This window comes from Streptomyces sp. NPDC001002, assembly GCF_053599215.1.
Window position 1 is genome coordinate 18,456 of sequence record NZ_JBSFLV010000063.1, and the last position, 13,951, is coordinate 32,406.

Annotated in this window: 11 protein-coding genes; 4 read left to right on the forward strand and 7 right to left on the reverse strand. The window is 69.9% G+C overall.

Translation table 11 applies throughout. From position 1 onward, the window contains the following. The first annotated feature begins 40 nt into the window (after positions 1-40). On the forward strand, positions 41-2,254 hold the full coding sequence (locus ACWDR3_RS26685; RefSeq protein ID WP_450355109.1) for a hypothetical protein: 2,214 nt from the start codon (positions 41-43) through the stop codon (positions 2,252-2,254). Next, positions 2,173-3,723, forward strand: coding sequence for a hypothetical protein (locus ACWDR3_RS26690; protein ID WP_450355126.1), 1,551 nt, complete (start codon positions 2,173-2,175; stop codon positions 3,721-3,723). The genes ACWDR3_RS26685 and ACWDR3_RS26690 overlap by 82 nt, the downstream gene beginning before the upstream one ends. A 36-nt stretch (positions 3,724-3,759) precedes the next feature. Here the strand turns inward: ACWDR3_RS26690 and ccsB are convergent, their stop codons facing one another. The 7 genes from ccsB to hemL form a co-directional block, all read right to left on the reverse strand. Further along, the gene (gene ccsB / locus ACWDR3_RS26695; protein WP_450355110.1) at positions 3,760-4,863 is read right to left on the reverse strand and encodes a c-type cytochrome biogenesis protein CcsB; all 1,104 of its coding nucleotides are present in this window, start codon (positions 4,861-4,863) and stop codon (positions 3,760-3,762) included. After that, positions 4,860-6,614, reverse strand: coding sequence for a cytochrome c biogenesis protein ResB (gene resB / locus ACWDR3_RS26700; protein WP_450355111.1), 1,755 nt, complete (start codon positions 6,612-6,614; stop codon positions 4,860-4,862). Before resB ends, ccsB begins: the two co-directional genes overlap by 4 nt. Positions 6,615-6,617: 3 nt before the next feature. Beyond that, positions 6,618-7,409 (reverse strand): cytochrome c biogenesis CcdA family protein, encoded by a 792-nt coding sequence (locus tag ACWDR3_RS26705; RefSeq protein WP_450355112.1) that lies wholly within the window; start codon positions 7,407-7,409, stop codon positions 6,618-6,620. A 1-nt stretch (position 7,410) separates the two neighbouring features. Continuing rightward, positions 7,411-8,028 (reverse strand): TlpA family protein disulfide reductase, encoded by a 618-nt coding sequence (locus ACWDR3_RS26710; protein ID WP_450355113.1) that lies wholly within the window; start codon positions 8,026-8,028, stop codon positions 7,411-7,413. A 77-nt stretch (positions 8,029-8,105) separates the two neighbouring features. Continuing rightward, on the reverse strand, positions 8,106-9,389 hold the full coding sequence (locus tag ACWDR3_RS26715; RefSeq protein WP_450355114.1) for a hypothetical protein: 1,284 nt from the start codon (positions 9,387-9,389) through the stop codon (positions 8,106-8,108). A gap of 156 nt (positions 9,390-9,545) precedes the next feature. Further along, positions 9,546-10,244 carry a histidine phosphatase family protein gene (locus ACWDR3_RS26720; RefSeq protein WP_450355115.1) on the reverse strand — a complete coding sequence of 233 codons (699 nt, stop codon included), beginning with the start codon at positions 10,242-10,244 and terminating at the stop codon, positions 9,546-9,548. After that, positions 10,241-11,560 (reverse strand): glutamate-1-semialdehyde 2,1-aminomutase, encoded by a 1,320-nt coding sequence (gene hemL / locus ACWDR3_RS26725; RefSeq protein ID WP_450355116.1) that lies wholly within the window; start codon positions 11,558-11,560, stop codon positions 10,241-10,243. The genes ACWDR3_RS26720 and hemL overlap by 4 nt, the downstream gene beginning before the upstream one ends. Positions 11,561-12,133: 573 nt before the next feature. Between hemL and ACWDR3_RS26730 the strand changes: the two genes are divergently transcribed. Beyond that, on the forward strand, positions 12,134-12,571 hold the full coding sequence (locus ACWDR3_RS26730) for a hypothetical protein (protein WP_003974483.1): 438 nt from the start codon (positions 12,134-12,136) through the stop codon (positions 12,569-12,571). 159 nt (positions 12,572-12,730) lie between these two features. Next, positions 12,731-13,939 (forward strand): esterase-like activity of phytase family protein, encoded by a 1,209-nt coding sequence (locus ACWDR3_RS26735; protein ID WP_450355117.1) that lies wholly within the window; start codon positions 12,731-12,733, stop codon positions 13,937-13,939. Positions 13,940-13,951: the final 12 nt, after the last annotated feature.

Here is a 13,951-nt window from a genome sequence, read left to right on the forward strand (position 1 = left end):
TTACTCTTGAGTTGGGGACACCTCCGGGGGGAGCGGTGCGGTGGGCAGACGGTTGCACGGGCGCGGCGCGCTCTTCGACGCCGATCCGGCCGGTCTCGCTCCGCGGCTTGTCGGTCTGCGCCCGCACCAGCACCGCACCACGCCGTACGAGCATCGGCGCGAGCTTCCGTTCGTCCTGCTGACCGGCGCGCGGGGCCTCGGCAAGACCGCGGTCCTCGACGAGTTACGGGCCGCCTACAAGGGGCACACCCCGGTCGCACTGATCGACTGCGCGAGCCCCGAGTTCGCGGCGCCGTCGGGCGGGCGGCCCGCCGAGGCCTGGTCGCCGGTGTCGCAGGCGCTGTTGGTGATCGCGGAGCAGTTGGCGGAGCCGGTGACCGGCGCGGGGCGGATCGTGTTCCCGCGGCTGATGTCGGGCCTGGTCGCGGTGGCCGCCGGGGGCTGGAGCGACGCCGACTCGGAGCGGATCCGGCGCGAGGTGGAGCGGATCCTGCTGCTGAACGAGGGCGGTTCGTGGATCGCCGGGTTCGCCGGGCGGTGGGCGGGGCGGGTCGCCGCGAACGTGGTAGCCGCCGCGACCGGCACCGGGCCGCTGGTCTCCGCGTCCATCGAGGCGACCCTGGAGTCCTTCTCCGACAGCTTCGTGCACCGGCGGCACGCCAAGGCCGCGACCTGGTACCGCGACTACCCGAACGCCGCCGGCAACGCCCGGCGCGGACTCATGCTGCTCTCCGGCCACTTCAGGGCCGGCGGCACCTCCCGCGAGCACGCCGAGCGCCACCTGGTGCGCGCCCTGCTCGCCGACCTCACGGAGGCGTACGCCGGAATGCTGCCGCGGATGCAGCGCCTTGGCCGGCCGCTGGTGCTGATCGACAACGCCCAGTCCGTGTCCGGCCCGGGGCTCACCGACGCCGTCCTGCGCGACCGCGCCGACGGCATCGCCGACCAGGTCGTCTTCATCGGCGCCCTGCGCGGCGACGGCCGCCCGGCCCTGCGCAACGCGGTGCGCAGGGCGCTGCCCGAGGTGACCCGGCGCAGCAGCTGGACGCCCGATCAGGCGGCGCCCACCTCGCGGGCGCTGCTGGTGGCGCTGCCGCCGCTCAGCCCCGACGACACCCTGCACATCGTCGGCGCGGCCTGCGCGGACCTCCCGGTGCCGCCCCAACTCCCGCACGCCACCCACCGCTTGACCGGCGGCAACCCGCTCGGCATCACCCTGCTCGCCGAGTCGGCCGCGCAGAACCTCCCCGAGGCCGCCTCGCTGGGCGAGTTGCTCACCGCGGACGTCCGCCCGCACGAGGAGAGCGACGGAGCGCCGACCTACCTGGAACTCCTCGCCCGGCTCGTACCCGCCGACCGCCGCGAGGAGTTGACGGTGCTGGCCGCCGCCCACGACCACGACTCGGCGGCGGCGCTCGCCGAGGCCCTCCTCCCGGACGATTTCGGCCCGGCGGACATCCGCTCCCTGCAGACCCGCCTCGCCCGCGAGGGACTGCCCGAAGTGCCGGGCCAGTTCGTCGGCGACGCCTTCGTCCGCACCCTGCTGCTGCTCGCCCTGCACCACCGCGACACGGACCACGGCCAGTGGCGTACGGCGCACGAGACACTGATCGCGCACTACGCGCCGCCTGAGGACGGCGAGGGGGACGGCTCCGGGAGCGGCAGTGACGATCCCGTCCGCGCCCGCTACCGACTGCACCACGAACTCGCCCTGGGCGACGCAGAGTCGGCGGTCGCCTACCTGCGGGACACCTTCCCCACCCTGCCCGCCGCCACCTGGCTGCGCTCCCTGCGCTTCATCGCTTCGGCGCCCTACTTCCACGCGCACGACGCCGACGGCCACGACTTCACCGGCCGCGACGACCGCCGCGCCGATGTGGCCCTCGGCCGCACGGACGCCGGGCATCCGCCGCCGGCCGGCGTGGACGGCGTACTGCATCTGCGGGTACGGCGGTTGCTGCACGCGGTGTGGCGGCTGACCGACCCGCTCGCGCTGCCCGACCCGAAGGTGGCCGACCGGCTGCGGTTCGAACTGGAGCAGCTGTCCAACCTGCGCCCGGCCGGCAACGCGCTGCTGTGGCGGGCCTCGCGGGACTGGGCGGAGGACGCGGCGGCGGGCCGGTCCCTGCGGGTGCCGGACGACGACGAGGCCGATGACGAGGGGGTGGCGTGTTGGCCGGCGGAGGCTTCGGGACGTGGCTGCGGGAGGGTGTGTGGGCGATTCCGCTGCGCCGGTATCTGGCGGTGGCGGTGAGCGTTGCGCTGGTGGTGGGCCTGGTCTTCGCCGTCCGGGCGCTGACGCACGACGACCGCGCGTGCGCCCCCGGGGTGGCCCACCCGGAGGACAGCGACGACTGCGTGGGCGTCTCGACGACGGCGTACGACTTCGGGCGGCCCCAACTCCGGGACGCGGCGCGGGCGATCGACCGGGAGAACGACTCGCTCAAGCCAGGCTCCTATGTCACCGTCGCCCTGATGCTGCCGTACACGGCGTCCACCCCCTCCACCCTGAGCGACATCCAACACGAGCTGCAGGGCGCCTACTTGGCGCAGTGGGAGGCCAATCACGCGGCCAACGGGCAGTCCCCGGCGATCCGGTTGGTGCTCGCCAACCCGGGGGCGACCAGTGAGCACTGGAAGCAGCTGGTGGACCAGTTGGAGCCGATGACGAGGAGCGCCGACCGGCTGCGGGCGGTCGCCGGTGTCGGCATGAGCACCGACAACAACAAGAAGGCCGTGGCCGAACTGACCCGGCGGGGCATCCCGGTGGTCGGCTCGTCGATCACCGCCGACGACCTCGCGAACGGACAGGACGGCAAGGACCCGTTCCCCGGACTGGCCCGCGTCTCCCCGACCAACACGGACGAGGCCCGCGCCCTCGCCTCCTTCGCCAAGGTCAGCGCCGGGCGGGCGCTGCTGGTGTACGACAAGCCGGGCGACCCCTACACCCGCACGCTCCAGGCGTCGTTCGCGAAGCTGATCAAGGGTTCGCCGTACGAGCCGCAGCCGTTCACCCCGCCCGCCGACCGTACCCAGGAGGGCACGACCGCCAACACCTTCCGGCAGATCACCCACCTCGTGTGCGACACCTCGAAGGAGACGGACACGATCCTGTTCGCCGGACGGCACACCCAGTTGCGGCAGTTCATCAACGCGCTGGGCGGACGCGGCTGCCAGGACCGGAAGTTCACGCTGCTGACCGGCGACGAGGGCTCCTACCTGACCGGCGAGAAGGCCCTGGACCGCAGCGCCCTCCAGCACAATCTCTCGGTCCGCTACACCTCCCTCGCCCACCCGGACGCCTGGGCGAAGGACACCGCGAAGACGGGCGGTTCGGCGCGGGACGCGAAGGTGCTGAGCGATCTGCTGGCCAGGAGCGGGCGGGCACCGGTCGGGCCGATCGGCTCGGTCGCCCTGGACGACGGCCAGTTGATCATCGGCTACGACGCCATGAACCTGGTCGTGCACGGCATCCGCGAGGCGACGCCGGACGGCCGCACGGCACCGCCGCTCGCGGACGTGGGACTTCAGTGGCCGCAGGTCAAGGGCTCGCTGCGGGTGAGCGGGGCGAGCGGCTGGATCTGCCTGGACGTGCACGGCAACCCGTACGACAAGGCCGTGCCGATCGTGGAACTCACGCCCGAGGGCGACTCACGCTTCGTCAGGATCGCCTGGCCGGAGGGCAAACCGCCGGGCAAGGAGTGCCTGCCCCCGTCGTCCTAGGCACTCCCCGCCCGCTTCGCGAAGCAGCCGCCGCGGTCAGACGCCCGCGTACGAGTGCTTGCCCGAGACGAAGATGTTGACGCCGTAGTAGTTGAACAGCCAGCAGCCGAACGCGAGCAGCGCGAGGTACGCGGCCTTGCGGCCCTTCCAGCCGGCCGTGGCGCGGGCGTGCAGGTAGCAGGCGTAGGCGACCCAGGTGATGAACGCCCAGGTCTCCTTCGGGTCCCAGCCCCAGTAGCGGCCCCACGCGGACTCGGCCCAGATCGCGCCCGCGATGATCGTGAACGTCCACAGCGGGAAGACGGCCGCGTTGACGCGGTAGGAGAACTTGTCCAGGGACGAGGACGCGGGCAGCCGCTCCATGACGGAGGTGGCGAAGGTGCCGGGCTTGCCGCCGTTCTCCAGCTTGGTCTCGTAGGAGTCCTTGAACAGGTAGAGGACCGTGCCGACCGCGCCCACGTAGAAGACCGCGCCGCACAGGATGGCGGTGGAGACGTGGATGTACAGCCAGTACGAGTGAAGGGCGGGAACCAACTGGTCGCTGGCGGTGTACAAGACAGTGACGGCGATGCCGAGATCGAGGAGGACCGTCGTGATCAGGAACAGGCCGAGCCAGCGGACGTTCTTCTTCAGCGCGAGCAGCGTGAGGTACACGGCCACGGCGACGGTGGAGAACGTGATGTTGAACTCGTACATGTTGCCCCACGGCGCCCGCTCCACCGAGGCCGCACGAGCGAGCACCCCGGCGAGCTGCACGAGGAAGGCGAGCACGGTGAGGGACACGGCGATACGACCGTAGAGATCACCCTGCGCGTCCCCGCCGTGCGCCCCGGGCCCGTCCGGCACGTCCCGCGCACCGGCGGCGGAGCGTACGACGACGGTGGGCCGCTCCAGCACGGCGGTACCGCCGGCCTGCTGCACGGTCACGGCCGGGCGGCCCTTGGCGGCGGCCTTGGCCTCCGGTGTGAGCGCGGCGGCCGTGCGGCCGACCCGGCTGCGGCTGCCGAAGAGCCATTCGGCGATGTACGCGAAGAAGGCCAGCGTGTAGACGGCCATCGCGGAGTAGATCAGCGTGTTGCTGATGTTCGCGAGGTGTTCGTTGGTCGCGGTGGCCAACTCGGTTCCGGCGGCGAGAGTCACGTCTCAGCCCCTTCGGCAGGTACGGCTTCGGGTTCGGGGGTGGTGGGGTCTTGGTCTGCGGAGTCGGCGACGGCACGGTCGCCGTCACCGGACGGGGGTTCGGGCGGCCCCGGCGTCTGGTCGTACAGGATCCCGGCGAGGTCGCCGAGTTCCTCGGGCAGCTTGGCGGACTCGCTGCGGCCGAGGCCGGCCATCTCGACGACGGTGACGCCGTCGGCGCCCTGGGTCGCGCGCACCCAGACCCGGCGGCGCTGGATGAACAGGGAGGCGGCGAGGCCGAAGATCGCGGTGAGGGCGGCGGCGAGCGCCCAGTCGGTGCCGGGCTGCTGGACGACCTGGAAGTTGGCCCACTGCTTGGTGCCGGTGTAGGTGATCGACCCGGCGCCGTTCGGGAGTTGCATGGTCTCGCCGGGCTTCAGGTTCTCCCGGAGCTGGGCGCCCTTGGCGTCCTTGAACTCCTTCACGTGCGACTTGTCGAGCTGGTACACGCTCTGCGGGATGCCGGAGTCGATGCCGAGGTCGCCGTGGTACGGCGTCAGGTTGAGCACCGGGTTGTTCAGTGCCGGGAAGGTGGAGGCGGTCTCGCTGCCCTTGGTGTAGGTGGGCAGGAAGAAAGCCGAGACACCCAGCTGTTCGGTGACGCCCTTGGCGTTCTTGTAGCCGTCGAGGACCTTGACCACGCCGGTGGAGGTGACGTTGGAGTCGAGCGGGAGCATGGCCACGGCGTCGTCGTAGACGACGTTGCCCTTGCCGTCGCGGACGGTGATGACGGGGGCGTAGCCGTGGGCGGTGAGGTAGACCTTCGCGTCGCCGATGGTCAGCGGTTCGTTGACCTTGACGAGGGTCTTGTGGTCCTTGCCGTAGGCGCCCTCGCTGTAGGTGATGGCCGCCTGGTAGGTGCGCGGTGTGCCCTTGTTGGGGCCGCTGGTCTCGTAGGTGCCGGTGAACTTGTCCAGGTTGAAGCTGAACGGCACCAGGTCGTCGGAGCTGAAGAGGTTGCCGGACTTGAAGTCGTCGTAGGAGATGAGGGTGTTGGAGAAGCCGTCGCCCTCGACGACGAGTTTGTTGCCCTCGGACTTGAAGAGCTGGCCCCAGGCGAAGGCGGTCAGCATCACGATGAGGGCGATGTGGAAGGCGAGGTTGCCGATTTCGCGCAGATAGCCCTTCTCTGCGGCGACGGCGTCACCGGCGAGGTGGGCGCGGAAGCGCCGCTTCTTCAGCAGGGTGAGCGCGGCCTCGCGGACCTGCTCGGGCTCGGCCTCGGTGCGCCAGGTCGTGTAGGCGGGCAGCCGGGTCAGCCGCTTGGGCGCGCCCGGCGGCCGGCCGCGCAGCTGGCCGACGAACTGCCAGGTGCGCGGAATGATGCAGCCGATGAGGGAGACGAACAGCAGGATGTAGATCGCGGAGAACCACACCGAGCTGTAGACGTGGAAGAGCCCGAGCTTGTCGTAGATCGGCGCGACGAAGGTGTGCGTCTTGCGGAAGTCGGCGACCTTGGTCTCGTCGGTGCCGCTCTGCGGGATCAGCGAGCCGGGGATCGCGCCGAGCGACACCAGCAGGAGCAGCAGCAGCGCGACCCGCATCGAGGTGAGCTGGCGCCAGAACCAGCGGGCCCAGCCGATGACGCCGAGGGAGGGCAGGTTGGGCAGCTCCTCCTTGGGCGCGGTGGACAGCTGGGAGCCGGCGGCGCCGAGGTCCTCGTCGGGGCGCTCGGAGTTCGCGCCGGGCCGGGTCTTGGAAGGCGTGCTCATCGATCAGATCCCCACAGTGAAGCCGGCGGACCAGGACTGCATGTCCTGCACGAGACTGTCCCAGGCGCCGGTGACCAGCAGCAGACCGGTCACGATCATCATCGTGCCGCCGATCCGCATCACCCAGACATAGTGGCGCTTGACCCAGCCGAAGGCGCCCAGAGCCTTGCGGAAGGCGACCGCGGCGAGCACGAAGGGCACGCCGAGGCCGAGACAGTAGGCGACGGTCAGTATGGCGCCACGGCCGGCGCTCGACTGCTGCGAGGACAGCGCGAGCACGGACGCGAGGGTCGGACCGATGCAGGGCGTCCAGCCGATACCGAACAGCGCGCCCAGGACCGGGGCGCCGGCCAGACCGGCCACGGGCCGCCGGTGGAAGCGGAACTCGCGCTGGGTCATCCAGGGCATCAGACCCATGAAGAAGACGCCCATGAGGATCATGAGCGAGCCCAACACCTTCGACAGGACGCCCTTGTTGTCCTGGAGGGTGTCGCCGAAGTAGCCGAACAGGGCGCCGCTGGACACGAACACGGCGGTGAAGCCGAGGACGAAGAGGGAGGCACCGGCGACCATCCGGCCGCGTCTGGCCTCGGCGAGGTCGGTGCCGGTGACCCCGGTGACGTACGAGAGATAACCGGGGACCAGCGGCAGGACGCACGGGGAGAAGAAGGAGACGAGGCCGCCGAGCAGGGCGACGGGCAGGGCTACGAGGAGGGCGCCGTTGAGGACCGTGCCGTTGTATCCGGTCGCGGCGAGCGTGCTGACCGCGCTCGCGCCCGAGGTGACCGCGCTCACGTCACTTCTCCGCGAGGACCGGGTCGATCATCTTGCGCAGCTTGTCCTCGCTGAGCGCGGCCAGCGAGCGGGCGGCGATCTTCCCTTCCCGGTCGAGGACGAGCGTGGAGGGGATGGCCTGCGGGTTGAGCGTGCCCTTCTTGAAGCGCAGCATCAGCTTGCCCGTCGGGTCGTACAGGCTGGGGAAGGTGATGCCCTGCTGCTTCTCGAAGGCGGCGGCGCTGGAGGTCTTGGTGTCCCGGGTGTTGATGCCGACGAACTGGACGCCCTTGGCCTGGAGGTCCTGGTAGACCTTCTCCAGGTTCGGTGCCTCGGCGCGGCAGGGGGCGCACCAGGAGCCCCACACGTTCAGTACGACGATCTTGCCCTGGTAGGAGGCGACGTCGAGCTGCTTGCCGTCGACGGTCTTGCCGGACAGATCGGGCGCGTCGGCCCGCTTGCCCTGCTCTGCGGTGGAGATGCCGTCCTTGCCCATGACGAAGTTGGTGTCACCGCCTCCGCCGGAGGTGCCGCCGGAACCGCACGCGGACAGGGTCAGCGCGGCAGCTGCGGCCACAGCGCCGATCGCGGTGGCACGGCTACGGTTCGAGCACAGGGGGGCGCGGCTGGCGGCACTCATGTGAAAAGTTTCGCATGCCCGTTCTGGGGATCTTGCCCACCCCCCTCACAGGCGCCTTGCGGGCGGAAACCCGCATTTCAGGCGGCCTTGTTCGAGGACGGGGTGCCCGAGGGAGCGGTGATGAAGTTCTTCCAGCCACTGGCCGGCGCCTGCCCGACATCGAGGGTGCGCAACTGCTCCAGCACCTCGGGCTTCTGCACGTCCATCCAGTCGGCGAACTGCCGGAAGGAGACCATGCGTACGTCCTCGCCCTTCTCCTTCTCCCGGGCGATGTACTTGAACGCCTCCTCGACGGCGTCCATGTAGATGCCGCCGTTCCACTGCTCGAAGTGGTTGCCGATGAAGAAGGGCGCGCGGTTGCTCTCGTAGGCCCGCTTGAAGCCCGATATGTAGGCCTGCGCGGCCTGGGTGCGCCAGCCCGGGTAGTTGTAGGAGGGCGCGTTGGTCGAGTTGACGGACTGGTTGGCGAGCATGTTGTAGTCCATCGACAGGACCTCGAAGCTGTGCCCGGGGAACGGCACCGCCTGCAGCGGCAGGTCCCACACGCCCTGCCTCTTCGTGGGCCAGACCTGGCGGCCGCCGGGCGAGGAGGCGTCGTAGCGCCAGCCGAGTTCCTTGGCCGTGGGCAGCAGGTTGTCCTGACCGAGCAGACAGGGCGTACGACCGCCGACGAGTTCCTTCTCGTAGTCGAAGGGCAGGCTGGGCAGATCGGTCCACCCGGTGTTGGTGCGCCACTCCTTCACGAAGGACTTCGCCTGGTCGATCTCGCTCTTCCACTGCTGGGGCGTCCAGTTGCCGACGGTGCCGTTGCCGCCGCAGAAGTGGCCGTTGAAGTGGGTGCCGATCTCGTGCCCTTCGAGCCAGGCGCGCCGGACGTTGGTCAGCGTGGCCTTGACGTGCTCGTCGGTGAGGTAGCCGATGTCGGAGGCGCCCTGCGGGTTGTTCGGCGGGTTGTAGAGGCGCTTCTTCGACTCGGGCAGCAGATACAGGCCGGAGAGGAAGAAGGTCATGGACGCGCCGTGCTGCTTCGCCAGGTCGAGGAAGCGCGGGAAGAGGCCGTTGCCGACCTCGCCGGCGCCGTCCCAGGAGAAGATCACGAACTGGGGCGGGGTCTGGCCGGGCTCCAACGGCTCGGGCCTGGCGGGCTGATGGGGCTGCTTGCCGGTGAAGGAGGTCGAGCCGTCACCGAGGGGGCGGACGGGGTGGGTCGTCGGCTTCTTGGTGCCGCCGTTCTTGGTCCCGCCGGCACCTCCGGAGGCGCTGAAGGGGTCCGACGTCATCGAGCCGCATCCCGCGAGCCCCAGTGTGGCCACGGCGCCCGCACCGACCCCGAGCATTCCCCGTCGCGTGAGATTCGACATTGCTTCCCCATCCGTCGCGTCCTCTGTGGTCAACCTGTGAGAGGACGCGCCGGACGGGAAAGTTCGGAGCGGACGATCCGCGTTCCGAAACAAATGTCACGGGCGTGTGATGGAACGCAAAGGGCATTCCGTACGTACCCGTGTCGCGGTGAATGCTCAGGCGCCGAAGGCCTTGCTCTTCCCCTTCACCGGCTTGGCGCCGGCGAGGAGATGGGCCGGGACGAGGTCGCGGGCCGGCTCGGTGTAGCCGACGGACACGATCTTGTCGCCCTGGTAGGTGAAGGTCGTCAGCGAGGCGAGCGTGCACTGCCGCTTGCGCGGGTCGTGCCACAGCCGCCGCTTCTCGACGTACGAGCGCACGATCCAGATCGGCAGCTGATGGCTGACGACGACGGCCTCGTGCCCGCGCGCCCGGTCCTTGGCGGCGTCCAGCGCGGCCATCATCCGGACCACCTGGTCGACGTAGGGCTCACCCCACGACGGCCGGAACGGGTTGACGAGGTGCTTCCAGTTCTCGGGCTTCTTCAGCGCCCCGTCCCCGACCCCGAACGTCTTGCCCTGAAAAACATTGTCGGCCTCGATGAGCCGCTCGTCGGTCGCGAGGTCGAGCCCGTGCGTCTTGGCGATCGGCGTCGCCGTCTCCTGCGCCCGCTCCAACGGCGAGGCGACGACGTACGTCACATCGCGCGGCGCGAGATGCTCGGCGACCCGGTCGGCCATCTGCCGCCCGAGCTCGGACAGGTGGTACCCGGACAGCCGCCCGTAGAGCACCCCGTCCGGGTTGGCGACCTCGCCGTGCCGCATCAGGTGTACGACGGTGAGGTCGTCGCCGGCCGTGTTGTTGCTGTCGCTCATGCTGAGGTGGCCTCCGCCGCCGCTCGGGCCGCCGCCGGGAGGGCGTCGGCGATGCGCTGCACGGCTCGCTCGTCGTGGGCCGTGGACACGAACCAGGACTCGAAGGACGAGGGCGGCAGATAGACGCCCTGCGCCAGCATCGAGTGGAAGAAGGCGGTGAAGCGGAAGGACTCCTGCGCCTTCGCGTCCTCGTAGTCGCGCACCGAACGGTCCACGAAGAAGACGGAGAACATGTTGGAGGCGTTCTGCACGCGGTGCGCGACGCCTTCCTTGCTGAGCGCCTCGGTCACGAGCGCCTGGATCTGCTCGGACACGGCGTCGACCTTGACGTAGGCAGCCTCGTCGAGGAGCCGCAGCTGCGCGAGGCCGGCCGCGGTGGCGACGGGGTTACCGGAGAGGGTGCCGGCCTGGTAGACGGGCCCGGCGGGCGCGAGCCGCGCCATGACGTCCTCCCGCCCTCCGAAGGCGGCGGCGGGGAACCCACCGCCCATCACCTTCCCGAAGGTCATGAGGTCGGGCCGGACACCGTCGATCCCGTACCAACCACTGCGACTGGTCCGGAACCCGGTCATGACTTCATCGGAGATGAACAGCGCGCCGTTCTTGGCGCACGCGTCCTTCAGACCCTGGTTGAAGCCGGGCTTCGGCGGGACGACGCCCATGTTGCCGGGCGAGGCCTCGGTGATCACACAGGCGATCTCACCGGGGTGCCGGTGGAAGGCCTCGTTGACGGCTTCGAGATCGTTGTACGGCAGCACGATGGTGTCGGCGGCCTGGGCACCGGTGACACCGGGGGTGTCGGGCAGGGCGAAGGTGGCCACACCACTGCCGGCCGAAGCGAGCAGCGAATCGACATGCCCGTGATAACACCCGGCGAACTTGATGACCTTGGACCGCTGGGTGAACCCACGAGCGAGCCGAATGGCGCTCATGGTCGCCTCGGTCCCACTGCTCACGAGCCGCACCTGCTGCACGGGCTCGACCCGGGCGACGATCTCCTCGGCGAGCTCGACCTCGCCCTCACCGGGCGTGCCGAAGGAGGTGCCGCGCGAGACGGCCCGCTGCACGGCGGCGATCACCTCGGGGTGCGAGTGCCCGAGGATCATCGGCCCCCAGGAGCACACGAGGTCGACGTACTCCCGCCCGTCCGCGTCCGTCAGGTACGGACCGGTACCGGACACCATGAACCGGGGCGTGCCGCCCACGGCGCGGAAGGCGCGCACCGGCGAGTTCACGCCGCCCGGTGTGACGACGGCCGCACGGTCGAACAGGGCCTGTGAGACAGGCGCTTCGTATGAATAGGGCAGTTCGCTCATGACCTGCGACTTCTCCGACCTTCTCCGTCTTTCTCCGACTTCACGGACTCCGCTTGCCTGTGACCTCCTCAGGGTAGGCCAGGGGGCGCGGGGCCTCGGGGGCGCGCCCGCGCACCGCAGGCCAGGCCACCTGATCGAGGATCCGGTCCCGCACCCTTGGGCCACTATTCGGCCATCGGCCGACCATGCCCCGACCATCCGCAGGCCACCGCCCCCGGACCATCTGCGAGACTGGAACGTGATACACACAGCTCACAGATGCCATCGTGTACGGGGGCTGCGAAGATCCTGCGGACAGGTGTTTCAACGCACGTTTCGGCGAGCGGCCGTGGGGGAGGTCACTGACACGATGATCGGGTTGCGCGGCGGGGGCCACGCGTCCTAGAAAAGCAGTCGGGTGGAGATATGCATCGCGGTGGCGGACTGGGCGAGGGGACCGACGACCTGGGTCCTCGACGTGCCCGAGGGGGAAAGCACCGACGCGAGGCGGAGGATTCGAACGAAGCACGTCTGCCGGACGCGCGTCAGGCACACAGTGAGCGCCTCAGGGCGGGGAGCAGGAATGGTGGTCGGGTGGGGGTGACGTACAAGTACTTCGGCGCGCCGGACGGTGCGACCGCGGCCCGCGTCCCGATCTCGATGCGCCCCGAGGAGCTGGGCGGCGACGAGCTCGGGATGAACGGCATGTTCACCAAGATCAAGCCGGAGACGATGGCTGCGATGGTCCTGACCGGCATCGAGGGCGTCCCCCTCCACAAGGTGCCGCCGCTGGAACTGGTCGTCCTGCACCCCGACTACGCCGTGGTCAAACTCCCGATGACGGTCGTGGACCCACTGCGCGGCATAGGCGAGGAAGCGGTAGGCGCGGCAGCCTTCATCTGGTCGACGGTCCCGGACCGGGGCGGCCCGCGGGACGCGTTCAACGTCTACCAACTGCTGCACGAATGGCAGGACTTCAGCCACCGCCTGCATGAGGCGGGACATCAGCCGTACTGCCTGGTGTGGCCCTGAGCCGGGTTTTCACAGGTAGCGGGTTTCACCGGTAGCGGGCGGGGTCTTCGGGCCTCGCCCTTTTTGGTGCCGAAGCCGGAGCCGGGGCACTGGCCGGGGGCACTGGCCGGTCGCCCGCCGTTGGCGCCCCCGTCACTCTGTATCCCTACTGTGCGCGCCATGAGAAGACTTTCGATCATGGTCACCGCCACGGCGCTGACCCTCGGCCTCGCCTCCCCCGCGATGGCTGACCGAGAGCCCACGGAGCATGACCGGGCCACGTACGGCCAGGCCACCCTGACCGGCTTCGCCTCCCTGCCCGCGGCGACCTTCGTACCGGGCAGCGAGCCGTCCGGCTCCGCCATCGGCACGGGCCCGTTCAACGGGGTCACGGCGCCGTTCGCCCACCAGCCCGTGCAGGGCTTCAGCGGTGCCGTGAACCGGCACGACGGCACCTACGACGTGCTGTCCGACAACGGCTACGGCAACAAGGCCAACAGCGCCGACTTCCTGCTCCGGGTCCACCGCGTCAAGCCGGACACCCGCACCGGCAAGGTCACCGTGGTCGGCGGGTTCAACCTGAGCGACCCGGACCACCACGTCGCGTTCCCGCTGACGCGGGCCGACCGGGTGCTCACCGGCGCCGACTTCGACGTCGAGTCGATCGTGCGGACCGCCGACGGCACCTACTGGATGGGCGACGAGTTCGGCCCCTTCCTGCTGCACTTCTCCAAGTCCGGCCGCCTGCTCCAGGCGCCGATCCCGCTGGCGGGCGTACAAGCGCCGGAGAACCCGTACCTGAACGGCGCCCAGCCCACCCTCAACAGCAGCAAGGGCTTCGAGGGCCTGGTCCGCGGCGTCGACGGCCGCCGGCTCTACCCGCTCACCGAGGGCACGGTCGTCGGTGACACCCCCGGTGACCTGCGCTTCAGCGAGTTCGACATACGCAAGGGCAAGTACACCGGCAAGCGCTTCGTGTACCGCCTGGAGTCGACCGACAACGCGATCGGCGACGCGATAGCGGTCGACAAGCACCGCTTCCTGGTCATCGAGCGCGACGGCGGACAGGGCGACACCGCCAAGTTCAAGCGGCTCTACCTGGTCGACACCCGTGACCGCGACGGCGACGGAGTGGTCGACAAGACCCTGGTCGCCGACCTGCTGAACCTCGCCAACCCCAAGGGCCTGGGCGGTTTCGGTACGACGTTCCGCTTCCCGTTCCAGACGATCGAGGACGTCGTCCTCCTCGACGACCGCACCCTGGCCGTCCTGAACGACAACAACTTCCCGTTCTCCTCGGCCCGCACGCCCGGCCGGCCGGACAACGACGAGTTCATCACCATCCGCCTGTCGGCACCGCTGCATGCGGACGGGAGGGCGTTGCGCTGACGGGAGCGCCGA